Genomic DNA, 23600 nt, shown 5'->3' with positions numbered 1-23600 from the left:
TCTTACCGCACCTTCAGCGTTGCCAGGCCAATCAGCACCAGCATCAGAGAAATAATCCAGAAGCGCACGATAACGCGCGGCTCCGGCCAGCCTTTCAGTTCGTAGTGGTGATGGATCGGCGCCATGCGGAAAATGCGCTGGCCGCGTAATTTAAACGAGCCGACCTGCAGGATCACCGACAGCGTTTCCACCACAAATACGCCGCCCATGATCACCAGCAGGAACTCCTGACGAAGCAGCACCGCGATGGTACCCAGCGCGCCGCCCAGAGCCAGAGAACCGACGTCGCCCATAAAGACCTGAGCCGGATAGGTGTTGAACCACAGGAAGCCGAGGCCAGCACCCACAATGGCAGTACAGACAATCACCAGCTCGCCCGCATGACGTAAATAAGGAATGTGCAGATATTCAGCAAATTTAACGTTACCTGTTGCCCAGGCCACCAGAGCGAAACCAGCCGCAACAAATACAGTAGGCATAATGGCCAGACCATCCAGACCATCCGTCAGGTTAACGGCGTTGCCCGTGCCCACAATCACGAAATAAGCCAGCACCACGTAGAACAGGCCCAGCTGCGGCATAACGTCTTTGAAGAAGGGGACCACCAGTTGCGTGGCCGGTGTCCCTTTACCGGCAGCGTATAACGCAAAGGCAACACCCAGAGAGATCACCGACATCCAGAAATATTTCCAGCGGGCGATCAATCCTTTGGTATCTTTGCGCACCACTTTGCGGTAATCATCCACGAAGCCAATGATGCCAAAACCTACCAGCACCACCAGCACGCACCAGACATAAGGGTTAGAAGGGTAAGCCCACATCAGCACGGAAACGGTGATGGAGAACAGGATCATAATCCCGCCCATGGTTGGCGTGCCGCGTTTACTGAAATGTGATTCCGGGCCGTCGTTACGTACCACCTGGCCAAAGGACATCTCCTGCAGGCGGGCAATCATCCGCGGCCCCATCCATAAGGAGATAAACAGAGCGGTCAGCAGGCTGACAATGGCGCGAAACGTCAGATAGGAAAAGACGTTAAAGCCAGAATAAAAAGTGACCAGATGCTCGGCCAGCCAGACTAACATGTTCCATTCTCCTGTAAGCTCTGTACTACCTGCTCCATGGCGGCACTACGTGAACCTTTAACTAAAATAGTGATAACGGGATGCTCAGCGAGCAGCGCCTGAAGGCGCGCCGTGATGGCCGCTTTATCCTGAAGATGTTCGCCCTTTCCGCTGGCCTCGCTGATGATATGGCTCAACTTTCCGGTGCTTAACACTTTATCGATGCCTGCCAGGCGAGCCGCTTCGCCCACCTCACGGTGACACTCTTCAGCTTCATTACCCAGTTCCGCCATGTCCCCTACCACCATTACCCGGTAGCCAGGCATCTCGGCAAGCACCTGAGCTGCCGCAGTCATCGACCCTACGTTGGCGTTATAGCTGTCATCCAGCAGCAGCTTATTTTCCGCTAACAGCACCGGGAACAGACGGCCGGGTACCGCTTTGAGATGGGTTAAACCTTTCTGAATGGCGCTTAACGGCGCATCGACCGAGAGGGCCAGCGCCGCTGCCGCCAGTGCATTGGCGATGTTATGGCGGCCCGGCAGCGGCAGTTGGATGGCAACGCTGCCCGCTGGGGTAATCATCATGAAATGCGTGCCGGTGCTGGTGACCTGGACATCCGTCGCGGTGAAATCGCTGTCGGCCTGCGGCTCGGATGAGAAACGCCACACGGTTTTACTGTGCAGGGTATGCTGCCAGTGCGGCCAGTCGTTGCTGTCCGCATTTAAAATAGCCGTGCCGTTAACCGGCAAGCCCTGAAAAATCTCCCCTTTGGCTTTCGCCACGCCCGCCAGCGAACCAAATCCCTCCAGATGCGCCGCCGCCAGGTTATTCACCAGCGCGGACTCAGGCCGGGTAATATTGGTGGTGTAAGCGATCTCGCCCTGATGGTTAGCCCCTAACTCAATCACCGCATAGAGGTGCTGTTGGTTAAGACGCAGCAGGGTAAGCGGAACGCCGAGATCGTTATTAAGATTTCCAGCGGTATAGAGGGTTTCACCACATTCCCGCAGAATAGCGGCGGTCATCTCTTTGACTGAGGTTTTACCGGAAGAGCCGGTCAGCGCCACAATACGTGCCTGGGATTGCTGGCGAACCCAGCCAGCCAGCTGGCCGAGCGCGAGACGCGTATCCGCCACCACCACCTGCGGCACAGCAACGGGTAAGTGCTTACTAACCAACAGAGCTGCCGAACCGGCGGCCATGGCATCGCCTGCGAAGTCGTGCGCATCAAAACGCTCCCCCTTGAGGGCGACAAACAGGCAACCAGCGGTAACTTTGCGCGTATCGGTTGTGACTTCAGCAATGGAAAGATCGCCGCCGTACAACGTTCCTCCCGTCAGCTCTGCCAGCTTTTGCAAAGTGAGTGCGATCATGCCATCACCCCCAGTAAACGGGCGACCGTGCTGCGGTCTGAGTAATCCAGCCGACGCGTGCCGACAATCTGGTAATCTTCATGGCCTTTTCCGGCAACCAGAACAATGTCGCCTTCCTGCGCCTGCATAACTGTGTTAGTGACAGCTTCTGCACGACCGGCCACCACGCGGGCACGGCCTGCATCAAGCAGCCCGGAGAGAATATCGGCCACGATAGCGGCAGGATCTTCGCTGCGTGGGTTGTCGTCGGTAATGACCACCACGTCAGAAAATTGCTCGGCAATGGCCCCCATTAACGGGCGCTTGCCTTTGTCACGATCGCCGCCGCAGCCAAAGACGCACCACAGTTTACCGGTGCAGTGCAGACGGGCAGCCTCCAGCGCTTTTTCTAACGCATCAGGCGTATGCGCGTAGTCGACCACTACGGTCGGCTTACCTGGCGCACTGAACACCTCCATACGTCCGGTCACCGGCTGAAGATGACTCCCCGTGGCGACTAACGATGCCAGCGGATAGCCCAGCGCCAGCAGCGTGCCCAGCGCGACCAGCAGGTTGCTGACGTTGAATGCGCCCATCAGGCGGCTCTCAATTTCCCCCTCGCCCCAGCTGGAGTCGAAGCGGAGGGTGGCGCCGTTGTCGTGGTACTTTACGTTAGTGGCTTTCAGCCAGCGTCCATGACAGCCGGGCTGCAGATTATCTTCCAGAGTTACGGCTACGGCGTCCGGCAGCAGCTGCAACCAGCGGCGGCCCACTTCGTCATCGGCGTTAATAATCGCCTGCCCTACCTGATGCTCGGAGAACAGCAGCCACTTCGCGGCTTCATAGCGCGTCATGTCACCGTGATAATCGAGATGGTCGCGGCTCAGGTTGGTAAAGGCAGCCGCAGCAAAAGGCAGCGCCGCCACACGGTGCTGAACCAGGCCATGCGAGGATATTTCCATTGCGGCCAGCGTCGCACCCTGCTCAACCAGTGAATGCAGCGTATGCTGGATATCCACTGCCGACCCGGTGGTATTTTCCGCTGGCACAAGATGACCATAGAGTCCGTTGCCAACGGTTCCCATCACCGCACCCGTTTCCCCCAGAAGCTGGCCCCACTGAGCCAACAGCTGAGTGGTAGTGGTTTTTCCGTTGGTGCCGGTCACGCCAATCAGGCGAAGCTTTTCGCCAGGCTGCTGATAAAAGCGGCCTGCCAGCGCAGAAAGACGCTGTGAAAGTTGTGAGAGATAAATAACCGGAACGCCATGTTTTTCAGTGATATGACCATCTTCGGCCTCACCTTCCGCTTCGGCAATCACGGCAGCTACGCCCTGAGCGATAGCCTGTGAAATAAAGCGGCGCCCATCTGCCGCATGGCCTTTAATAGCGACAAACAGATCGCCGGACGCCGCCAGACGGCTGTCGAGGATCATTTCATGCAGCGCCCGCTCAGGGGCCGCTGGCACCCACGGGGCAAGTAGGTCGCGCAGGCTACGATCGGTCACTGGATCCCTCTCTTCTGTTCTCTGCCATCTCGTTTTTATCCGTTGGGGCTGGCGGCAGCGCATCAGGTTCGATGTTCATGGTGCGCAACACGCCGCCCATGATGGCGCCAAACACCGGTGCAGAAACTGCACCACCGTAATATTTGCCAGCCTGGGGATCGTTGATCACCACCACCAGCGCAAAACGAGGACGGCTTGCAGGCGCAACGCCTGCGGTATAAGCGATATATTTATTGACGTAACGCCCATCCGGCCCAACTTTCTTCGCCGTACCGGTCTTGATGGCGATGCGATAACCTTTGATAGCCGCCTTCACACCACCGCCACCGGGGAGCGCTACGCTCTCCATCATGTGCATTACGGTGCGAACCAGCTCTTCAGGAAACACGCGCTGACCCGAAACAGGCGGGTCAACTTTGGTAATCGACAGCGGACGAAAGACGCCATAGCTGCCGATCGTGGCGTAGACTCGCGCTAACTGTAACGGCGTTACCATTAGCCCATAGCCGAAAGAGAAGGTGGCCCTCTCTATGTCAGACCACCGTTGTTTTTGAGGATATAAGCCACTGCTTTCTCCGACCAACCCCAAATTGGTCGCCTTTCCCAATCCAAAGCGCGCGTAAGTATCTACTAACGCTGAGGATGGCATCGCTAACGCCAGCTTTGACACACCGACGTTACTCGATTTCTGCAGAACCCCGGTTAAGGTCAGTTCGTTATAGCGCGCCACGTCTTTGATTTCATGACCGTTAACGCGATATGGAACGGTATTCAGTACGCTGTTTTCTTTTACCACACCGTGTTGCAGGGCGGTCATCACCACCATCGGCTTGACGGTTGAACCCGGCTCGAAGATGTCGGTAATGGCGCGGTTACGCATCACATCTTTGGTCGTACCGGTGAGGTTGTTCGGGTTATAGGCCGGGCTGTTAGCCATCGCCAGCACTTCACCGGTATTAACATCCACCAGTACCGCCGTGCCAGATTCCGCTTTGTTAAAAGCCACAGCATTGTTAAGTTCGCGGTAGACCAGCGCCTGCAAACGTTCATCAATGCTCAGAGCGAGATTGTGTGCAGCCCGGCTATCCACGGAGGAGATATCTTCAATAACGCGTCCAAACCGGTCTTTACGCACCGTGCGCTCGCCAGGCTGGCCGGTCAGCCACTTATCAAAGCTTTTTTCAACGCCCTCAATGCCCTGACCATCAATATTGGTAAAGCCGATCAGATGCGAAGTTACCTGCCCTGCCGGATAGTAGCGGCGGGACTCTTCACGCAGGAAGATGCCGGGCAGCTTGAGCTTTTTGATGTAATCGCCAATCGCCGGGTTCACCTGGCGGGCCAGATAGACAAATCGTCCTTTAGGATTGGCGTTGACGCGGGCAGCGAGTTGGTCGAGCGGGATAGAGAGCGCGTCTGACAGAGCTTTCCAGCGGCTGTCGAGCGTAATACCGCCCTTATCGTGAAGTTCTTTCGGGTCGGCCCAGATAGCATTAACCGGGACGCTAACCGCCAGGGGGCGACCCGCGCGGTCAGTAATCATGCCGCGAGCAGTGGGAACGGCCTGGACGCGCAGCGAACGCATGTCACCTTCCCGCACCAGCTTATCGGGATTAATAACCTGCAGATAAGCGACGCGGGAAAGCAGCCCACCCAGAGCCAGTAAAATGCAGCCGCACAGCAACGCAAAACGCCAGCTGACAAAGCTGGCCTGATCTTCATTGCGCTTTAACTTCTTAGCTGCGGATTTCATTCCATCCCTTATGGTTGTACCACAATGTTTTCCTGCGAGGGATCGACGTGCTGCATTTGCAGTTTTTCCGTTGCCGTCCTCTCCACACGGCTGTGATCGCCGAGGGCATTCTCTTCCAGAATCAGGTTGCGCCACTCAATATCGAGCGCATCCCTTTCCAGCACTAACTGTTCGCGCTGAGCGGTCAGCAGGCGCGTTTTATGCGCCGTGGTTACCACCAGAACCGCGGAAACCAGCACGGCTACGGCCAGGATAATGGGGATTTTACCGTGACGAAGAATATCGCCGCCGATAACGCCCGGCAGGCTGTGCCGCTCGTTACCAATCATGACGCCGTCCGTTCAGCGATACGCAGAACCGAGCTGCGGGCTCTCGGGTTTTCCGCCACTTCCCTTTCACCAGGCATCATTTTGCCCAGCGCCTTGAGATGACGGCCGCCCAGCTTGCTCAGTTGCGCTTCTGTCATCGGGATCCCGGCGGGGATCTGCGGACCGCGGCTCTGCTCACGCATAAAGCGCTTTACGATACGATCTTCCAGCGAATGGAAGCTGATCACCGACAGGCGCCCCGCGGGTGCCAGCGCGGCAAGCGATCCTTTCAGCGCTTTTTCAATCTCTTCCAGCTCGCTGTTCACCCAGATACGGATCGCCTGAAAACTGCGCGTAGCTGGATGCTTGAACTTGTCTTTCACCGGTGTTGCGACGTAAATCACATCGGCAAGCTCTTTTGTCCGGGTCATTGGCTGTTCGCGATTGCGCTCAACGATGGCGCGGGCGATACGTTTGGCAAAGCGTTCTTCACCGAACGTCTTCAATACAAAGGCAATATCGCTCTCTTCCGCCTGCAGAAGCCACTGTGCGGCAGAGAGGCCTTTGGTCGGGTCCATGCGCATATCCAGCGGGCCGTCGCGCATAAAGGAAAAGCCACGCTCGGCATCGTCAAGCTGTGGCGAAGAGACACCAAGATCCAGCAAAATACCGTCGATCTTGCCGGTCAATCCCCGCTCCTCAGCATACTCTGCCAGCGCAGAAAACGGGCCATGAATAATAGTAAAGCGTGGATCTGAAATCTCTGCGGCGGCGGCAATAGCCTGTGGGTCACGGTCAATAGCATAAAGACGGCCCTGCTCTCCCAGTTGTGAGAGGATCAGGCGCGAATGTCCACCCCGGCCAAAGGTGCCATCGAGATAGATGCCGTCAGACTTGATGTTGAGGCCGTTGACCGCCTCATCTAACAGCACCGTGGTATGTTTGAAATTTTCCTGCATAGCTATAATGACAAATCCTGCAAGCGCTCAGAAAGCGGGTCCTGAGTCGACTGCTCTGCGTCAATATCCTCCCTGACTTGTTGATACCAGGTCTGTTCATCCCACAGCTCAAATTTATTGAACTGCCCAACCAGCATCACTTCTTTGGTCAGGTTCGCATGCTGGCGTAGCGTGGTGGCTACCAGCAGGCGCCCTGCATTATCCATCTGACATTCGCTGGCATGTCCCAGTAACAGGCGCTGAACACGGCGCTCTGCGGGATTCATGCTCGATAAGCGAGCCAGTTTACGTTCAATAATTTCCCATTCGGGCAGGGTATAAAGCAGCAGGCATGGCTGGTGAAGGTCAATGGTACAGACCATTTGCCCCTGTGATTCCCCGATCAGCGTTTCGCGATAACGCGTTGGAACGGCGAGCCGTCCCTTACTGTCGAGATTGACTAACGTTGCCCCACGGAACATGCCAGTCTCACCCTCCGATTTCCCCTGTTCACCACTTTACACCACAAATTCCCACCGAGGGAGTTTACGGAGCGGAGGAAATCATTGTCAAGCCGCCAGCTACTGCAAAGAGAATTATTTCTTTAGCCGTTAAAATGAGGAAGGAGTTAAAAAGAATGGGATTTTGTAAAGAATTCAAAAATAAACTAATGAATAGTGGCAGGAATTTTTGCGCAAAAATGAGTTTGTTCAAAAATATACCACCGCTGCAATTTTAAGCCTGAGCCTGTAATGCTGCGACGTGAGGGGCATTTTAGGGTATTTCCTAAGGTAATCCTACCCTCTTCACGCCGCGCCTGCGCTTGAGCCGCACTGATTGTCCTGAATTTTTAATAATTGAACAAATTTAGATAAAGACAATCCGGCAGCCTTGTTGCCTTTACTTTTATTTACGTGAAAAAGTGAGAATGAAAAGTACAAAAACTTTCAAAGGAAAAATTTCATCGCTGGCGGGAAGTTAATTGAAAATGAAAAAAAGGCAGCGGGCTGCCTTTTTATGTCGAAATGTTAACTAACCTTACGGCTCAACCGCCCACGGCGATAAAGATTACGGCGAATTCTCGTTAATCCGGGTTTGGGTTTACGCGGTTCATCCAGGCTTGCCAGCACCAATTCCAGCACCCGTTCAGCTACGTCCCGGTGACGCTGGCCTACCGCAAGAACAGGACAGTCGAGGAAATCCAGCAGCTCGTGATCGCCAAAGGTGGCGATGGCTAAATCGCTGGGCAGACGCCCTTCACGCTTAAGCGTGACGTCCATTACGCCCTGGAGCAGACCAAAAGAGGTGGTAAAGAGCGCATCGGGCATCTCATGGGTTTCCAGCCATTTTTCAAACAGCGCAGCGGCGGCTGTCCGTTCAAAGCTATTAGCGTAGATATAGTCGATGGTTCGCTCATCCCCTTTCCACGCATCCCGAAAGCCCATCTCGCGCAGAAAACTGACAGAAAGCTCCGGTAATGCGCCCATAAACAGAACGGAATTTACCGGCTGCTTACGCAATTCAGCAGCCAGCATCTCGGCATCATCCTGATCGGCGCCAACCACACTGGTAAAGTGTTCACGATCCAGCGCACGGTCCAGCGCGACAATCGGTAAGGGATCGTTAACCCAGCGCTGATAGAAAGGGTGTTCAGGCGGTAAAGAGGTCGAGACAATAATGGCATCCACCTGCCGCTGAAGCAGATGCTCTACGCAGCGCATTTCGTTGTCAGGCTGATCTTCAGAGCAGGCAATCAGCAACTGATAACCACGCTGGCGAGCCTGGCGTTCCAGATAGTTCGCGATACGCGTATAGCTGGTATTCTCCAAATCGGGAATAACCAGTCCTATTGAACGGGTCCGTCCTGCACGAAGGCCTGCCGCCACCGCATTGGGATGGTAATTATGCTCTCGCACCACCGCCATAACTTTCTCGACAGTTTTGTCGCTGACACGATACTGCTTGGCTTTGCCATTGATAACATAGCTGGCCGTCGTGCGCGACACACCGGCCAGGCGCGCAATTTCATCCAGTTTCACAATATCCTCACGCTTACGCCAGAATGGCGCAGAAAATAGCCGCGTCGCGGCTATGGATAAGACATTTGTTACATCTAACAGCAGAATAGTTTAGTGAGCAACCGCTTTTACTTCTGCGACAGCTTTCAGACAAAAATAAAAAACCCAGCATTACGCTGGGTTAGCAGAAAAAAAGCGTTGCCGTGGCCGCTCTTACCGCATGATACGGTCGCCGCGGGAAACGCCAACGATGCCGGAACGGGCAACTTCGACAATTTCCGCCACCTCACGCACGGTGTTAAGAAACGCATCCAGCTTGTCGCTGGTACCGGCAAGCTGAACCGTATAAAGCGAAGGGGTGACATCAACGATTTGCCCGCGGAAGATTTCGGCGCTGCGTTTCACCTCTTCACGGCCATAACCCGTAGCCTGGATCTTCACCAGCATGACTTCGCGCTCCACAAAAGCGCCCTGGCCAAGTTCGGTAACGCGCAGCACGTCCACCAGCTTGTGCAGCTGCTTTTCGATCTGCTCCAGCACTTTCGCATCGCCTACAGTCTGGATAGTCATGCGCGAGAGCGTGGGATCGTCAGTGGGGGCCACGGTCAGGCTCTCAATGTTGTAGCCACGCTGAGAGAATAGCCCCACTACACGGGACAATGCGCCGGATTCGTTTTCCAGCAGTACTGATAAAACACGACGCATAATTAAGTCCTCTCCGTTTTGCTAAGCCACATTTCGTCCATTCCGCCGCCACGGATCTGCATCGGGTAAACATGTTCAGTCCCGTCGACATTGACGTCCACAAAGACCAGTCGCCCTTTGCCCAACTCTTCCAGCGCCTGCGTCAGTTTCGCCTCTAGCTCTTCGGGATGAGAGATGCCAATCCCAACATGGCCGTAGGCTTCCGCAAGCTTCACAAAATCGGGCAGCGACTCCATATAAGACTGAGAGTGACGGCCTGAATAGATCATATCCTGCCACTGTTTCACCATGCCCAGGAAGCGGTTGTTAAGGCTCAGCACCAGAACCGGCAGGCCGTACTGCAGCGCCGTAGACAGCTCCTGAATGTTCATCTGGATACTGCCGTCACCGGTCACACAGACCACGGTCTCTTCAGGCAGCGCCAGCTTCACGCCCAGCGCAGCAGGCAGGCCAAAGCCCATCGTGCCCAGGCCGCCTGAGTTGATCCACCGACGTGGCTTATCAAACGGATAATAGAGCGCGGCGAACATCTGATGCTGGCCCACATCCGACGTCACGTACGCCTCGCCTTTGGTCAGCCGCCAGATAGTTTCAATGACTGCCTGAGGCTTGATTTTCCCGCTCTCGCGATCGAACTCCAGGCAGTGACGCGAACGCCACTGGTCGATGCTTTGCCACCAGTCACGCAGGCTGTCGAAATCCTGCTCTTTATCGCTCTGCCCTAACAGCTCAATCATCTGCGTCAGAACCTGTTTCGCATCCCCGACGATCGGCACATCTGCCGCCACCGTTTTGGAGATAGAAGTAGGGTCGATATCGATATGCAGCACGGTAGCGTTGGGGCAATATTTGGCTAAATTATTGGTGGTACGATCGTCAAAACGCACGCCCACGGCAAAAATCACGTCGGCGTTATGCATGGTCATGTTGGCTTCATAGGTTCCATGCATTCCCAGCATGCCCACGCACTGGCGATGGGTACCCGGGAAAGCGCCAAGCCCCATCAGTGAACAGGCCACGGGCAGATTCAATGTTTCCGCTATCTGACGCAGTTCGCCGTGACACTCCGCATTCACCACGCCGCCACCGGCGTAGATAACCGGTTTCTTTGCAGCCAGAAGCGTTTGTAAAGCGCGCTTGATCTGGCCTTTATGCCCCTGAGTGGTGGGGTTATATGAGCGCATGCTTACTTCATCTGGCCAGGCGTAAGGGAGTTTATTCGCCGGACTCATCATATCTTTCGGCAGATCGATAACGACCGGCCCCGGGCGTCCGCTGGCGGCCAGCCAGAACGCTTTCTTTATAATGGTTGGGATCTCTTCCACCTGCTTCACCATAAAACTGTGCTTCACCACCGGCCGGGAGATGCCGACCATATCGCACTCCTGGAAGGCGTCATAACCAATTAATGAAGAGGGAACCTGCCCGGAGAGCACCACCAGCGGGATAGAGTCCATGTAAGCGGTAGCGATACCGGTAATGGCATTGGTCGCTCCCGGACCGGAGGTGACCAGCACCACCCCAACGTCGCCGGTAGAACGGGCATAGCCGTCCGCCATATGCACTGCGCCCTGCTCGTGACGGACCAGCACATGATCAATTCCGCCTACGGTTTGCAGCGCATCATAGATATCAAGTACTGCCCCGCCGGGGTAGCCGAATACATGCTTAACGCCCTGATCGATCAACGATCGGACGACCATCTCGGCTCCTGACAACATCTCCATTTTTGCCTCCAGGCTTTAAGGTGGTGATTTATCCGCTCAGCCCCGGAAAATTGAGAACGAGGGCGAATAAGGTCAAAACCTGTGTTTATGCAAAGACGCTGGAAATCATTTCCAGCGCCCAGGTACAGGGTGAATCCCTGGCTATTTTTATGCGTTGATGAAATACCATAACCGTAGAAAAGTTAGCAGGCAAACGCCTGACCTCCGCTTTTACTGAATATCTTCATCGCAAGGCACTACTGCTTAGCGGGAGTTGTCGACAATTACACTGAACAAAGGGCGAAAGAAAAGGGGTTTCTTCTGGTAACGAATTCTTTTGCAGTGCGATCGTTTTGTTATTACAGCGGCCAGCGCGCTAATTCAAGTTTACCTGTTCAAACATCGCCGCTTATTTAGTTTTATCTGCTGGCATGAATAATTTTTAAAAAACAATTATCTGAACGCACGGTGATTATCCCCTGGGTTTAACTATAAGCTTTTCCTGTGCAACCCATTGATTAAAAGGTTATTCTTATGGATTCGACTCCCTTCCCCACCTCTTCAAAGCGCTGCCGATAAAAGCGCTGCCTGTCTCCCTTCCTTTTTGTTCTGCCTTTAGCCGCAGCGCCAGAATAATTTTCCCGCCCCCTTACAAGCTGAACGATTTTAACCTTACTGCTCAGGTTGACATCACCCCCGCAAATCAAGTATCAATAAGGGAACAGCAAATTAATGAGGTCTGATTCAATGATTCGTACCGTTCGCCTACTCGGTCTACTACTAAACGCATCTTCATTGCGCGGTAGACTTGTGGGCGAAGAAATGAATCACTGATTCAGGCTTGCAAAACTAAAGAACCCGCGCCAATGCGCGGGTTTTTTTATGCTCGTTTTACGGCGAGGCAAACACGACAAGGAATATGCATATGAGCCAACAAGTTATTATTTTCGATACCACGCTGCGTGATGGCGAACAGGCCTTACAGGCCAGCCTGAGTGTGAAAGAGAAACTGCAAATAGCGCTGGCGCTGGAACGTATGGGCGTTGACGTAATGGAAGTGGGCTTCCCGATCTCTTCGCCTGGCGATTTTGAATCGGTGCAGACCATTGCCCGTCAGGTAAAAAACAGTCGTGTTTGTGCCCTGGCCCGCTGCGTAGAGAAAGACATTGATGCGGCCTATGAAGCTCTGCGCGTTGCCGAGGCTTACCGCATCCACACTTTCCTGGCGACCTCGCCGATGCATATCGCAACCAAGCTGCGCAGCACCCTGCCGGAAGTGATTGAGCGCGCCGTGACCATGGTGAAACGCGCCCGCAACTATACCAACGACGTAGAGTTCTCCTGCGAAGATGGCGGCCGTACGCCGATTGATGACCTGTGCCGCGTAGTGGAAGCCGCTATTAATGCCGGCGCTACCACCATCAACATCCCTGATACTGTGGGTTACACCCTGCCGGAAGAGTACAGCAACATCTTCACCCAGTTGCGCAACCGTGTACCTAACATCGATAAAGCTATTCTGTCCGTGCATACCCATGACGATTTAGGTATGGCAACCGGCAATGCCGTCGCAGCCATTCAGGCTGGCGCGCGTCAGGTGGAAGGCACGATCAACGGACTGGGCGAGCGGGCCGGTAACTGTGCGCTGGAAGAGGTGATCATGGCGATTAAAACCCGCAGCCAGTTGATGAACCTGCAAACCCGCATCAATCACCATGAGATCTATCGCACCAGCCAGCTGATCAGCCAGATTTGTAATATGCCTGTTCCGGCCAATAAAGCTGTAGTCGGCACCGGCGCTTTCGCCCACTCCTCGGGTATCCACCAGGATGGTGTACTGAAAAACCGCGAAAACTACGAAATCATGACGCCGGAATCGATCGGCCTGAACAAAATCCAGCTGAATCTGACTTCACGCTCTGGACGCGCCGCAGTGAAACACCGCATGGATGAGATGGGCTACCAGGAGAATGATTACAACCTGGACAACCTGTATGACGCGTTCCTGAAGCTGGCTGACAAAAAAGGCCAGGTCTTTGACTACGACCTGGAAGCGCTGGCGTTTATCAACAAGCAGAACGAAGAACCGGAATATTTCCGCCTGGATTACTTCAGCGTGCAGTCTGGCTCAAGCGTGATGGCTACGGCCTCGGTAAAACTGGCCTGCGGTGATGAGGTGAAGTCGGAAGCGGCTACCGGCAACGGCCCGGTCGATGCGGTTTACCAGGCGGTGAATCGTATTACGGAATTTGACGCGGAACTGGTTTCCTACCAGCTCACGGCTAAAGGCCAGGGCAAAGATGCGCTGGGTCAGGTTGATATTGTAGTGAAATACAATGGCCGCAAATTCCACGGTGTTGGTTTAGCTACGGATATCGTGGAATCCTCCGCCAAAGCGATGATTAATGCCCTGAATAACATCTGGCGTGCTCGCCAGGTCGAGCAGGAGCTGCAGCGCAAAGCACAAACCAACGATCAAAAGGAAGCGGTGTAATCATGTCAGGGACTTACCATATTGCAGTGCTGCCGGGCGACGGTATCGGCCCGGAAGTGATGGCTCAGGCCAGCAAAGTGCTGGATGCGGTACGTGAGCGCTTCAACATGCGCATCACCACCAGCGAATATGATGTGGGCGGCATCGCGATTGACCGCCACGGCGAGCCGCTGCCGCCCGCAACGGTGGCTGGCTGTGAACAGGCCGATGCGATCCTGTTTGGCTCTGTAGGCGGCCCGAAGTGGGAACACCTGCCGCCTGCTGAGCAGCCTGAACGAGGCGCCCTGCTGCCGCTGCGTAAGCATTTCAAGCTGTTCAGCAATCTGCGTCCGGCCAGCCTGCATCAGGGTCTGGAAGCTTACTGCCCGCTGCGTGCGGATATCGCGGCTAAAGGGTTTGATATCCTGGTGGTGCGTGAACTTACCGGCGGTATCTATTTCGGCCAGCCGAAAGGCCGTGAAGGCAGCGGTCCGCACGAACGCGCCTTTGATACCGAGGTCTATCACCGTTTTGAGATTGAGCGCATTGCCCGTATCGCTTTTGAATCCGCGCGTAAACGCCGCAACAAAGTAACCTCAATCGACAAAGCTAACGTGCTGCAGTCTTCAATTCTGTGGCGTCAGATTGTGAATGAAGTGGCGAAGGATTATCCGGACGTTGAGCTGAGCCACATGTACATTGATAACGCCACCATGCAGCTGATCAAAGAGCCTTCACAGTTTGACGTGATGCTCTGTTCTAACCTGTTTGGCGACATCCTTTCCGATGAGTGTGCGATGATCACCGGTTCAATGGGCATGCTGCCTTCTGCCAGCCTGAACGAGCAGGGCTTTGGCCTGTTTGAGCCTGCAGGCGGCTCAGCCCCGGACATCGCCGGGAAAGATATCGCCAACCCGATTGCCCAGATCCTGTCGCTGGCGCTGCTGCTGCGCTTCAGCCTGAATGCCGCTGAGGCCGCCGATGCCATTGAACACGCCATCAGCCGTGCGCTGGCGGAAGGCCACCGCACCGGAGATTTAGCCGGTGGCGGCGCCTCGGTCAGCACCGGGGAAATGGGTTCGATTATCGCCCGATTTATTCGCGAAGCCTGACTATGAAAACATTATACGAGAAGCTGTTTGATGCCCATGCGGTGGCAGAGGCGCCCGGTGAGACGCCGCTGCTCTATATCGACAGGCACCTGGTGCATGAAGTGACCTCGGCGCAGGCTTTTGACGGCCTGCGTGCACATAATCGCCCGGTGCGTCAGCCCGGCAAAACTTTTGCGACAATGGATCACAACGTCTCCACGCAGACGCGGGATATCAATGCCAGCGGCGAGATGGCGCGCATTCAGATGTCGATGCTGATCAAAAACTGTGAAGAGTTTGGCGTGCGGCTCTATGACCTCAAGCACCCTTTCCAGGGCATTGTGCACGTCATTGGCCCAGAACAGGGCCTGTCACTGCCGGGTATGACCATCGTTTGTGGCGATTCCCATACTTCCACGCATGGCGCTTTCGGTGCGCTGGCCTTTGGGATCGGCACTTCGGAAGTCGAGCACGTGCTGGCGACGCAGACGCTGAAGCAGTCCCGCGCGAAGACCATGAAAATAGAAGTGGTTGGGCAAACGGCGCCGGGCATCACGGCCAAAGATATTGCGCTGGCCATTATCGGCAAAACCGGCAGCGGCGGCGGCAACGGGCACGTAGTGGAGTTCTGCGGCCCGGCGGTGGAGGCGCTTAGCATGGAAGGCCGCATGACGTTGTGCAATATGGCGATTGAGCTGGGCGCAAAAGCGGGACTGGTTGCGCCCGATGAAACCACCTTCAACTATGTGAAAGGTCGCCAGTTTGCGCCAACAGGCGCGGAGTGGGATGAAGCCGTGGCCTACTGGCGCACGCTGAAAACCGACAGCGACGCGCGCTTTGATAAAGTGGTGACGCTGGATGCCGCCGATATCGCCCCGCAGGTGACCTGGGGAACCAACCCGGGTCAGGTTATCGCCGTCGATGAGCTTATCCCCGACCCCGCTTCTTTCCAGGATCCGGTTGAGCGTGCTTCTGCTGAAAAAGCGCTGGCCTATATGGATCTCAAGCCGGGCATCAAAATGACCGACGTCAGGATCGATAAAGTCTTTATAGGGTCCTGTACCAATTCACGCATTGAGGATCTGCGCGCCGCCGCGCTGGTAGTGAAAGGCCACAAAGTTGCGGCAGGCGTTCAGGCTTATGTTGTACCCGGCTCAGGGCCGGTGAAAGCGCAGGCGGAAGCTGAGGGTCTGGATAAAATCTTCCTCGACGCGGGATTTGAATGGCGCCTGCCCGGCTGCTCAATGTGTCTGGCGATGAATAACGACCGGCTGAACCCGGGAGAGCGCTGCGCCTCTACCAGCAACCGTAACTTCGAGGGTCGCCAGGGCCGTGGTGGACGGACGCATTTACTGAGCCCGGCAATGGCTGCCGCTGCTGCGGTCGCCGGCCACTTCGCTGATATTCGCGAGTTACGCTAAGGAAGCCCTATGGCAAAGAAATTTACCCGACATACCGGCATTGCGGTGCCGATGGATGCGGCAAACGTCGATACCGATGCGATTATCCCGAAGCAATTTTTGCAGATGGTGACCCGTACCGGTTTTGGCCGCAATCTGTTTTACGACTGGCGCTACAGCGATGCCGAAGGCCAGATCCCTAATCCCGATTTCGTCCTGAACAAACCAGCCTTTCAGGGCGCCAGCATCATGCTGACCCGTGAAAACTTCGGCTGCGGCTCCTCCCGTGAGCATGCGCCCTGGGCGCTGACGGATTATGGTATTCAGGCGATTATCGGCAGCGATTTTGCCGATATCTTCGCCAATAATTCGTTTAACAATCAGCTGTTGCTGGTGACATTAAGCGAAGAAGAGGTTGAAGAGCTGTTTCAGCTGGTCGCCCGTCAGCCCGGCGTTAGGATTACCGTTGATCTTGAACAGCAGGAGGTGATTGCAGGTGAAAAGCATTATCCCTTCACCACAGATCCCTTCCGCCGCCACTGCCTGATCAACGGGCTGGATAACATCGGCCTGACGCTACAGCATGATGCTGATATTACGGCGTACGAGCAGACACAACCCGCTTTTTTACGCTAAATCGGGGCGCGAATGAGGGGTGACTGAGAAAGAATCAGCCACTCCTTAAACATCCTTAACCTTCGCCGACATCGCCAGCGCCCCCAGTGCAAGCAACAGCGCCGCCCAGTAGACCGAATAGTGCCCAAACGTCTCCGCCAGCGCGCCCTGCAACAGACCGGCGAGGATCACGCCAGTTGAAATGCTGTTGGTAAACAGCGTGGTTGCTGCTCCTGGCCTGCCCGGCATCAAATCCTGAAAATAGAGCATGCCGATCCCGGCCACAATGCCAATAAAGATTGCGTTGAAAATCTGCAAAGCCATCAGCGCAGCACGCGACTGGAACAGCACGAGGCCCAGATAAAATAGCGCGCCAGCCGCCACGGCAAACAGCATCATATTTCGTTTGCCAAAGCGTTTTACATAGTGACCAGCCAGCAGCATGGCGGGAATTTCCAGCCCCGCCGCTACGCCCATCAGCAAGCCCGCCAGCCGATCAGGCATGCCCAGCACGCTGCTGATATAGAGAGGCATATCGATGATATACATGGTGTTGCAGGTCCACATCAGCAGCGAGGCCAGAAACAACAGCCGCACATCTCTGTTCTTCCACGCGCTGATTTGCGTTATCACCACTTCCGGCGGCTGTTCCACGCGAGGCACCGAAGGCAGCGCAAACCAGATTAGCGCGATACAGACCACAAACAGGCCTGCGGCGATCACAAACATGGTGGTAAAGCCGTAATTGAGCGCCAGCGCAAAGGAGAGCGGCGGGCCAATAACCCAGGCCAGCGACAGCTGCGCACGCATCACCGAGCTGAACATCACCACTTCCCTTGCGGAGCTGTCGGCATACTCACGCGCCAGCGCAAAAATTTGTGGCATCGACACGCTGGCCAGCGCAGAGAGCAGCACGCCGAAAGTGATCAGCGTCAGATAATCCCGGCTGAAGGCAAACAGCAGCGCATTGCCTATCGCCATCACGCAGCAAAACAGGATCAGCATACGGCGATCGCCACGGTTGTCTGACCGCTTCGCCAGCAGAATGCTCACCGCAATTCCCGCTATCGCATTCACGGTGTAGAACAGCCCGACCCAGAACGGCCGCACCGCAACCTCACGGGTGAGGAACAGGCTCAGGGTGGGTGCCTGCAGCGCACCCGCCACCCCGACCATAAACGAGACGGCCATAAAAGCCAGATACACAGGATTAATACGACGGCGACGCGTAAGCAGCAATTTCATGCCTGGTCCTTCAAGAAGATTAAGTCGCCCCAGCTGAGCGACAAACAGCAAGCATAGAAGAAAACATGAACCCATGAAAAAAGCCAGCCGGGGTAACCACGGCTGGCAGGTGAAACTGCACCTTACTCAGAATAATAAGTCAATGTCAGAGCGCCATTCCGGGGAATGCCTCCCGCTCTTTCATCTTCAGCCAGTATGATCTTAATATAGGGCAAGAAAAACAGACTGAATTTTGCCAAAGGTTCCCCTTTTATGTCTTCTGCCCGTCTGCAACAACAGTTTATCCGGCTCTGGCAATGCTGCGAGGGTGAGTCTCAGGAGACAACGCTCAACGATCTCGCTCTCCGGATGAGCTGTTCGCGGCGGCATATGCGTAACCTTCTCAACGCCATGCAGGCGGAAGGCTGGCTGACGTGGCACGCCGTAGCGGGCCGTGGCAAGCGTTCAACGCTCCACTTTCTCTGGACCGGCCTGGCTCTGCAGCAGCAGCGGGCTGAGGTGCTGCTGGAAAACGATCTTATCGACCAGCTGGTACCGCTGGTTGGCGATAAAAAAGCGGTCAGAAGCATGCTGCTCTCACATCTTGGCCGCAGTTTTCGTCAGGGAAAGCATATCCTCCGCGTGCTCTATTATCGGTCGCTGCTGAATCTGGCACCCGGTACGCCGTTACGGCGCTCGGAAACGCACCTGGCCCGGCAGATTTTCAGCAGCCTGACGCGAATAAACGAGGAAAATGGGGAAATCGAACCCGATATCGCCCACCACTGGCAGCAGATCACACCGCTGCACTGGCGCTTTTACCTGCGCCCCGCTATCCATTTTCATCATGGCCGTGAACTGGAAACGGACGATATCATCGCCACGCTTGAGCGTTTAAAACCCCAGCCGCTGTTTTCTCATTTCGATACCATCACCTCTTCAGCGCCCTGGACGCTGGATATCACCCTGCATCAGCCCGACAACTGGCTGCCCTGGCTGCTGGGTAGCGTCAGCGCTATGATCCTGCCGCGAGAGTGGCAATCCCTGCCAGATTTCGCCCGGCAGCCGATCGGAACAGGTCCCTATGCCGTGGTACGCAATCAGCCTTCCCAGCTCAGGATCCAGGCTTTTGATGACTATTTCGGCTTCCGCGCGCTAATCGATGAGGTCAATATCTGGGTCTTACCGGAAATCAGTGAAGAGCTGGTCTATTCCGGCGTGAAGCTGGAAGGCAGCAGCCTGGAGGAGAAATCGGAAGAGAGCCGCCTGGAGGAAGGGTGCTATTTTTTGCTGTTTGACCAGCGCTCTTCCCTGGGCCGGGATGAAGAGGTGCGACGCTGGGTCAGCATGCTCTTCAACCCTATTGCCCTGCTGAACCAGGCGGGGCCGGGCTACCAGCGCTACTGGTTTCCTGCCTGGGGACTGCTGCCGCGCTGGCATCATCGTCGGGAGGTGAATACTCCTGCTAAACCCGCCGGACTGACCACGCTGACCCTGACCTGGTATAACGACCACGTTGAGCATCAGGGCATCGCCAATGCGCTGCGTCCCCTGCTGGCGGAACAGGGCGTGGAGCTGATAGCCCGGCAGGTAGATTATGATCGCTGGCACCGTGGCGAAGCGGAAAGCGATATCTGGCTTGGCAGCGCCAACTTCACGCTGCCGCTGGAGTTTTCCCTGTTTGCGCTGCTGTATGAAATTCCGCTGGTTCATCACTGCGTGACGCTGGACTGGCAGCAGGATGCCAGGCGCTGGCGGGAGCACAAACTGCCGCTGGCGGAGTGGAGTCAGCAGCTTATCAACACCTGGACCCTGCATCCGCTGTTCCACCACTGGCTGCTGCTGGAAGGCCAGCGCAGCATGCGCGGCGTCAGGATGAATACCCTCGGCTGGTTTGACTTTAAATCTGCCTGGTTTGCGCCGCCGGAATCATGAGGCTTTCGCTAAAGCCGGGAAATCACTAGAATGAACCGTTCTCAACGGGGTGCGTTTGCGGTGTTTCATCGCCAATGCTGAGACAGACCCGTCGAACCTGATCCGGATAATGCCGGCGTAGGGATTTGAGAGTGTGTTACCCACTCAGATCCTTTGCGACCTCTCACCTTTAAGGAACGCAAAGTGTTAAAAAAAGTACTGCCTCTGCTGCTGCTCAGCGCCCCAGTTTTCGCGGCGAAACCCGTTTTAACCGTCTATACCTACGACTCCTTCTCTGCCGACTGGGGTCCTGGCCCCGCCATTAAAAAAGCCTTTGAAGCCAACTGCGGCTGCGAACTGAAATATGTTGCGCTGGAAGATGGCGTTTCGCTGCTGAACCGTCTGCGGATGGAAGGAAAGAAGAGTAAAGCGGATGTGGTGCTGGGTCTGGATAATAATCTGCTGGATGCCGCAGAGAAAACCGGCCTGTTTACGCAAAGCCAGGTGGATACCAGCCAGACAACCCTGCCTGGCGGCTGGCATGATAAAACCTTCGTGCCTTACGACTATGGCTGGTTCGCCTTCGTCTATGACAAAACTAAACTGCAAAACCCGCCCAAAAGCCTGAAGGAGCTGATCGAAACCGATCGCCCGATCAAGGTGATTTATGAAGATCCCCGCACCAGTACGCCTGGCCTGGGGCTGCTGCTGTGGATGCAGAAAGTATTTGGCGACCAGACGCCGGAAGCCTGGCAGAAGCTGGCGAAGAAAACGGTCACCGTGACCAAAGGGTGGAGCGAGGCTTACGGCCTGTTCCTCAAAGGGGAAGGTGATATGGTGCTGAGCTACACCACTTCTCCGGCTTATCATCTGATTGAAGAGAAAAAAGCGCAGTATGCGGCCGCTGACTTCAGTGAAGGGCACTACCTGCAGGTAGAAGTAGCCGGACAGCTCAAGGCCAGCAGACAGCCTGAACTGGCGCAGAAGTTTATGAAATTTATGCTGGAAAAGCCGTTCCAGCAGAGCATTCCAACCGGCAACTGGATGTATCCTGTGGTCAAAAGTACGCTGCCTGCCGGGTTTGATACGTTAACTGTGCCCGCCATTTCGCTACAGTACACGCCGCAAGAAGTCGCCAGCCAGCGCAGCCAATGGATTAATGCATGGCAACGCGCCGTCAGCCGCTGATCGCCGACTGGCTGGTGCCCGGCACGCTGGCAGCCTCGCTGCTGGTTGCTGTGGCCCTGCTGGCCTTTGCTGCGCTCTGGGGTAGCGCGCCGGAAATCGATCCGGGTGCACTCTGGCAGGATGACTATCTCTGGCACGTGCTGCGTTTCTCTTTCTGGCAGGCTTTGCTTTCCGCCATGCTGGCGGTTGGGCCTGCCATCCCTCTTGCCCGCGCGCTTTATCGTCGACGCTTTCCCGGCAGAGAGACGCTGCTGCGGCTTTGCGCAATGACGCTGGTGCTGCCGGTGCTGGTGGCCGTCTTTGGTCTTCTCAGCGTCTACGGACGTACCGGCTGGCTGGCGGATCTCTGCTCACTACTGGGCATCCCGTACACTTTTACCCCTTACGGCCTGCAGGGCATTCTGCTGGCGCATATCTTCTTTAATCTGCCTCTGGCTACCCGTCTGCTTTTGCAGGCGCTGGAGCAGATCCCTGCCGGGCAGCGTCAGCTGGCTGCGCAGTTAGGCCTGCGGGGCTGGAACCATTTCAGCGTGGTGGAGTGGCCCTGGCTGCGGCGGCAGATCCTGCCTGCGAGCGTGCTGGTCTTTATGCTTTGCTTTGCCAGTTTTGCTACCGTGCTGTCGCTGGGCGGCGGCCCCCAGGCCACCACCATTGAGCTGGCTATCTTCCAGGCGCTGAATTTTGATTACGATCCTGGTCGGGCCGCGCTGCTGGCGCTGATCCAGATGATTTGCTGTCTGGGCCTGGTGATGCTGAGCCAGTGGCTGAGTAAAGCGCTGCCTTCGGGCGCCGCCAGCCTTAGCGGCTGGCGAAATCCTGAAGACAGCTTGCCTGCAAAAATCTGGGATGCTCTGATTATTGCCTGTGCGCTGATTTTACTGCTTCCTCCCCTGCTCGCGGTGATTGCTGACGGCGTGAATCAGGGAGTCGCCACGGTGTTAACGCAGCCCGCGCTCTGGCAGGCGACTTTTACCTCTTTACGCATTGCGCTGGGGGCTGGCCTGCTCTGCGTGATCCTCACGATGATGCTGCTGTGGAGCAGTCGCGAGCTAAGGCTTCGTCAGCGCCTCGTGCCTGCCCACGCCCTTGAGCTTAGCGGTATGCTGATCCTGGCGATGCCGGGTATCGTGCTGGCTACCGGCTTCTTTCTGCTGCTCAATAGCACTGTGGGTCTGCCGGACTCGGCTGACGGCATCGTGATCTTTACCAATGCGCTGATGGCCATTCCCTACGCCATGAAGGTACTGGATAATCCGCTGCGCGATCTTGCCGAACGCTATAACCGCCTCTGCCTTTCGCTGGATATTCGCGGCTGGAACCGTCTCAGGCTGATTGAAGCCAGAGCGCTGAAGCGCCCGCTCGCTCAGGCGTTGGCGTTTGCCTGCGTGCTGTCGATTGGGGATTTTGGCGTGGTTGCGCTGTTCGGCAATGAGGGGTTCCGCACGCTGCCGTTTTACCTTTATCAGCAGATGGGTTCCTATCGCACCCAGGATGGCGCAGTCACCGCACTGCTTTTGCTGCTGCTCTGTTTCCTTCTCTTTACCCTGATTGAAAAACTGCCGGGACGCCATGCTGACGCTGACTAATCTCACTTATCTCTACAATCATCTGCCGATGCGTTTTTCCCTGAGGATGCAGGCTGGAGAAAGAGTGGCGATCCTGGGGCCTAGCGGTGCCGGGAAAAGTACGCTGCTCAGCCTGATAGCGGGTTTTCTGCCGATCAACAGCGGCGAACTGCGGTTGCATGGCGAAGATCACAGCCGTACGCCGCCCGCCCGTCGTCCGGTCTCTATGCTGTTCCAGGAGAACAACCTGTTTCCCCATCTGACGGTGGCGCAGAATATTGGCCTGGGCTTACACCCCGGCCTGAAGCTGAGTCAGGCACATAAGCAAACTTTGCAGGACATTGCTCAGCGCGTTGGGCTGGAAACCTGTCTGCAGCGCCTGCCGGATCAGCTTTCTGGCGGTCAGCGGCAGCGCGCTGCGTTGGCTCGCTGCCTGGTGCGTCAGCAGCCGATACTGCTGCTGGACGAGCCTTTTTCCGCCCTGGACCCAGCCCTGCGCAAGGAGATGCTGCATCTGGTTGATGAAGTGTGCCGGGAGCGGCAAATCACGCTGTTGATGGTATCGCACAGTATTGAAGATGCTGCGCGCATTGCGCCACGCAGCGTGCTGATTGTTGACGGACGGGTTTACTGGGACGGCAGCACCGAAGCGCTGCAGAAAGGCGAAGTTGCCGAAGCGGAAGTGTTGGGCATCAGCCTGCGCTGAAAAGGTGCGTTGCCCGGCAGCATAGAGCGAAACACCAAAGGGCTGGACCGTTTCATACATGGCGAAAACAGC

General features: G+C 55.9%; 20 protein-coding genes and 1 riboswitch. Of the genes, 9 read left to right on the top strand and 11 right to left on the bottom strand.

Going from position 1 to position 23600, the window contains the following annotated elements:
* Positions 1-2: 2 nt before the first annotated feature.
* The 10 genes from mraY to ilvI form a co-directional block, all read right to left on the bottom strand.
* On the bottom strand, positions 3-1085 hold the full coding sequence (gene mraY, locus SD961_RS02340; protein ID WP_318788791.1) for a phospho-N-acetylmuramoyl-pentapeptide-transferase: 1083 nt from the start codon (positions 1083-1085) through the stop codon (positions 3-5).
* Positions 1079-2440, bottom strand: a complete 1362-nt coding sequence (gene murF, locus SD961_RS02335; protein ID WP_318788790.1) for a UDP-N-acetylmuramoyl-tripeptide--D-alanyl-D-alanine ligase — start codon at positions 2438-2440, stop codon at positions 1079-1081. The genes mraY and murF overlap by 7 nt, the downstream gene beginning before the upstream one ends.
* A complete protein-coding gene (murE, locus tag SD961_RS02330; protein WP_318788789.1) occupies positions 2437-3924 on the bottom strand; it encodes a UDP-N-acetylmuramoyl-L-alanyl-D-glutamate--2,6-diaminopimelate ligase in 1488 nt (495 codons plus the stop codon). The genes murF and murE overlap by 4 nt, the downstream gene beginning before the upstream one ends.
* Positions 3911-5677, bottom strand: coding sequence for a peptidoglycan glycosyltransferase FtsI (locus tag SD961_RS02325; RefSeq protein WP_318788788.1), 1767 nt, complete (start codon positions 5675-5677; stop codon positions 3911-3913). The genes murE and SD961_RS02325 overlap by 14 nt, the downstream gene beginning before the upstream one ends.
* A gap of 8 nt (positions 5678-5685) precedes the next feature.
* On the bottom strand, positions 5686-6006 hold the full coding sequence (gene ftsL / locus SD961_RS02320) for a cell division protein FtsL (protein WP_318788787.1): 321 nt from the start codon (positions 6004-6006) through the stop codon (positions 5686-5688).
* Positions 6003-6944, bottom strand: a complete 942-nt coding sequence (rsmH, locus tag SD961_RS02315; RefSeq protein ID WP_318788786.1) for a 16S rRNA (cytosine(1402)-N(4))-methyltransferase RsmH — start codon at positions 6942-6944, stop codon at positions 6003-6005. Before rsmH ends, ftsL begins: the two co-directional genes overlap by 4 nt.
* Positions 6945-6946: 2 nt before the next feature.
* A complete protein-coding gene (gene mraZ, locus SD961_RS02310) occupies positions 6947-7405 on the bottom strand; it encodes a division/cell wall cluster transcriptional repressor MraZ (protein ID WP_306208006.1) in 459 nt (152 codons plus the stop codon).
* A gap of 546 nt (positions 7406-7951) precedes the next feature.
* Complete coding sequence (cra, locus tag SD961_RS02305) at positions 7952-8962, bottom strand: catabolite repressor/activator (protein WP_318788785.1); 1011 nt, start codon at positions 8960-8962, stop codon at positions 7952-7954.
* A 192-nt stretch (positions 8963-9154) separates the two neighbouring features.
* Positions 9155-9646, bottom strand: a complete 492-nt coding sequence (gene ilvN, locus SD961_RS02300; RefSeq protein ID WP_318788784.1) for an acetolactate synthase small subunit — start codon at positions 9644-9646, stop codon at positions 9155-9157.
* A gap of 2 nt (positions 9647-9648) precedes the next feature.
* Complete coding sequence (ilvI, locus tag SD961_RS02295) at positions 9649-11373, bottom strand: acetolactate synthase 3 large subunit (RefSeq protein ID WP_318788783.1); 1725 nt, start codon at positions 11371-11373, stop codon at positions 9649-9651.
* Between the two features lie 711 nt (positions 11374-12084).
* On the opposite strand from ilvI, the gene leuL reads away from it, so the two are divergent.
* From leuL to leuD, 5 genes are all read left to right on the top strand, one after another.
* Positions 12085-12186 carry a leu operon leader peptide gene (gene leuL / locus SD961_RS21670; RefSeq protein WP_412916638.1) on the top strand — a complete coding sequence of 34 codons (102 nt, stop codon included), beginning with the start codon at positions 12085-12087 and terminating at the stop codon, positions 12184-12186.
* Positions 12187-12277: 91 nt separating this feature from the next.
* Positions 12278-13846, top strand: a complete 1569-nt coding sequence (leuA, locus tag SD961_RS02290) for a 2-isopropylmalate synthase (RefSeq protein ID WP_318788782.1) — start codon at positions 12278-12280, stop codon at positions 13844-13846.
* A gap of 2 nt (positions 13847-13848) precedes the next feature.
* A complete protein-coding gene (gene leuB / locus SD961_RS02285) occupies positions 13849-14937 on the top strand; it encodes a 3-isopropylmalate dehydrogenase (protein WP_318788781.1) in 1089 nt (362 codons plus the stop codon).
* 2 nt (positions 14938-14939) lie between these two features.
* On the top strand, positions 14940-16337 hold the full coding sequence (gene leuC, locus SD961_RS02280) for a 3-isopropylmalate dehydratase large subunit (RefSeq protein ID WP_318788780.1): 1398 nt from the start codon (positions 14940-14942) through the stop codon (positions 16335-16337).
* A gap of 9 nt (positions 16338-16346) precedes the next feature.
* Positions 16347-16952: a 3-isopropylmalate dehydratase small subunit gene (gene leuD, locus SD961_RS02275; RefSeq protein WP_318788779.1), complete on the top strand. Its 606-nt coding sequence runs from the start codon at positions 16347-16349 to the stop codon at positions 16950-16952.
* Between the two features lie 45 nt (positions 16953-16997).
* On the opposite strand, the gene SD961_RS02270 is transcribed toward leuD, so the two are convergent.
* Entirely contained in the window at positions 16998-18176 is a 1179-nt protein-coding gene (locus SD961_RS02270; RefSeq protein ID WP_318788778.1) for an MFS transporter, read from the bottom strand.
* Positions 18177-18428: 252 nt separating this feature from the next.
* Between SD961_RS02270 and sgrR the strand changes: the two genes are divergently transcribed.
* From sgrR to thiQ, 4 genes are all read left to right on the top strand, one after another.
* Complete coding sequence (gene sgrR, locus SD961_RS02265) at positions 18429-20090, top strand: HTH-type transcriptional regulator SgrR (protein ID WP_318788777.1); 1662 nt, start codon at positions 18429-18431, stop codon at positions 20088-20090.
* Positions 20091-20125: 35 nt separating this feature from the next.
* A riboswitch (TPP riboswitch) is annotated at positions 20126-20232 on the top strand.
* 41 nt (positions 20233-20273) lie between these two features.
* Positions 20274-21257 carry a thiamine ABC transporter substrate binding subunit gene (gene thiB, locus SD961_RS02260; protein ID WP_318788776.1) on the top strand — a complete coding sequence of 328 codons (984 nt, stop codon included), beginning with the start codon at positions 20274-20276 and terminating at the stop codon, positions 21255-21257.
* Positions 21233-22843 (top strand): thiamine/thiamine pyrophosphate ABC transporter permease ThiP, encoded by a 1611-nt coding sequence (gene thiP / locus SD961_RS02255; protein WP_318788775.1) that lies wholly within the window; start codon positions 21233-21235, stop codon positions 22841-22843. The genes thiB and thiP overlap by 25 nt, the downstream gene beginning before the upstream one ends.
* Positions 22827-23528: a thiamine ABC transporter ATP-binding protein ThiQ gene (gene thiQ, locus SD961_RS02250; protein ID WP_318788774.1), complete on the top strand. Its 702-nt coding sequence runs from the start codon at positions 22827-22829 to the stop codon at positions 23526-23528. Before thiP ends, thiQ begins: the two co-directional genes overlap by 17 nt.
* The last annotated feature ends 72 nt before the right edge of the window (positions 23529-23600 follow it).

The sequence above is a fragment of the Erwinia sp. MMLR14_017 genome (assembly GCF_033657285.1).
GTDB lineage: Bacteria > Pseudomonadota > Gammaproteobacteria > Enterobacterales > Enterobacteriaceae > Erwinia.
This window is presented reverse-complemented; position numbering and strand designations above follow the sequence as displayed.

What these genes read in the sequence shown, in the direction of transcription:
- rsmH (WP_318788786.1), bottom strand. Translation starts at nt 6,944, where the DNA reads ATGCAGGAAAATTTCAAACATACCACGGTGCTGTTAGATGAGGCGGTC.
- leuC (WP_318788780.1), top strand. Translation starts at nt 14,940, where the DNA reads ATGAAAACATTATACGAGAAGCTGTTTGATGCCCATGCGGTGGCAGAG.
- leuL (WP_412916638.1), top strand. Translation starts at nt 12,085, where the DNA reads ATGAGGTCTGATTCAATGATTCGTACCGTTCGCCTACTCGGTCTACTA.
- leuA (WP_318788782.1), top strand. Translation starts at nt 12,278, where the DNA reads ATGAGCCAACAAGTTATTATTTTCGATACCACGCTGCGTGATGGCGAA.
- mraZ (WP_306208006.1), bottom strand. Translation starts at nt 7,405, where the DNA reads ATGTTCCGTGGGGCAACGTTAGTCAATCTCGACAGTAAGGGACGGCTC.
- ilvN (WP_318788784.1), bottom strand. Translation starts at nt 9,646, where the DNA reads ATGCGTCGTGTTTTATCAGTACTGCTGGAAAACGAATCCGGCGCATTG.
- SD961_RS02325 (WP_318788788.1), bottom strand. Translation starts at nt 5,677, where the DNA reads ATGAAATCCGCAGCTAAGAAGTTAAAGCGCAATGAAGATCAGGCCAGC.
- leuD (WP_318788779.1), top strand. Translation starts at nt 16,347, where the DNA reads ATGGCAAAGAAATTTACCCGACATACCGGCATTGCGGTGCCGATGGAT.
- ilvI (WP_318788783.1), bottom strand. Translation starts at nt 11,373, where the DNA reads ATGGAGATGTTGTCAGGAGCCGAGATGGTCGTCCGATCGTTGATCGAT.
- SD961_RS02270 (WP_318788778.1), bottom strand. Translation starts at nt 18,176, where the DNA reads ATGAAATTGCTGCTTACGCGTCGCCGTCGTATTAATCCTGTGTATCTG.
- murF (WP_318788790.1), bottom strand. Translation starts at nt 2,440, where the DNA reads ATGATCGCACTCACTTTGCAAAAGCTGGCAGAGCTGACGGGAGGAACG.
- ftsL (WP_318788787.1), bottom strand. Translation starts at nt 6,006, where the DNA reads ATGATTGGTAACGAGCGGCACAGCCTGCCGGGCGTTATCGGCGGCGAT.
- thiQ (WP_318788774.1), top strand. Translation starts at nt 22,827, where the DNA reads ATGCTGACGCTGACTAATCTCACTTATCTCTACAATCATCTGCCGATG.
- leuB (WP_318788781.1), top strand. Translation starts at nt 13,849, where the DNA reads ATGTCAGGGACTTACCATATTGCAGTGCTGCCGGGCGACGGTATCGGC.
- mraY (WP_318788791.1), bottom strand. Translation starts at nt 1,085, where the DNA reads ATGTTAGTCTGGCTGGCCGAGCATCTGGTCACTTTTTATTCTGGCTTT.
- sgrR (WP_318788777.1), top strand. Translation starts at nt 18,429, where the DNA reads ATGTCTTCTGCCCGTCTGCAACAACAGTTTATCCGGCTCTGGCAATGC.
- thiP (WP_318788775.1), top strand. Translation starts at nt 21,233, where the DNA reads ATGGCAACGCGCCGTCAGCCGCTGATCGCCGACTGGCTGGTGCCCGGC.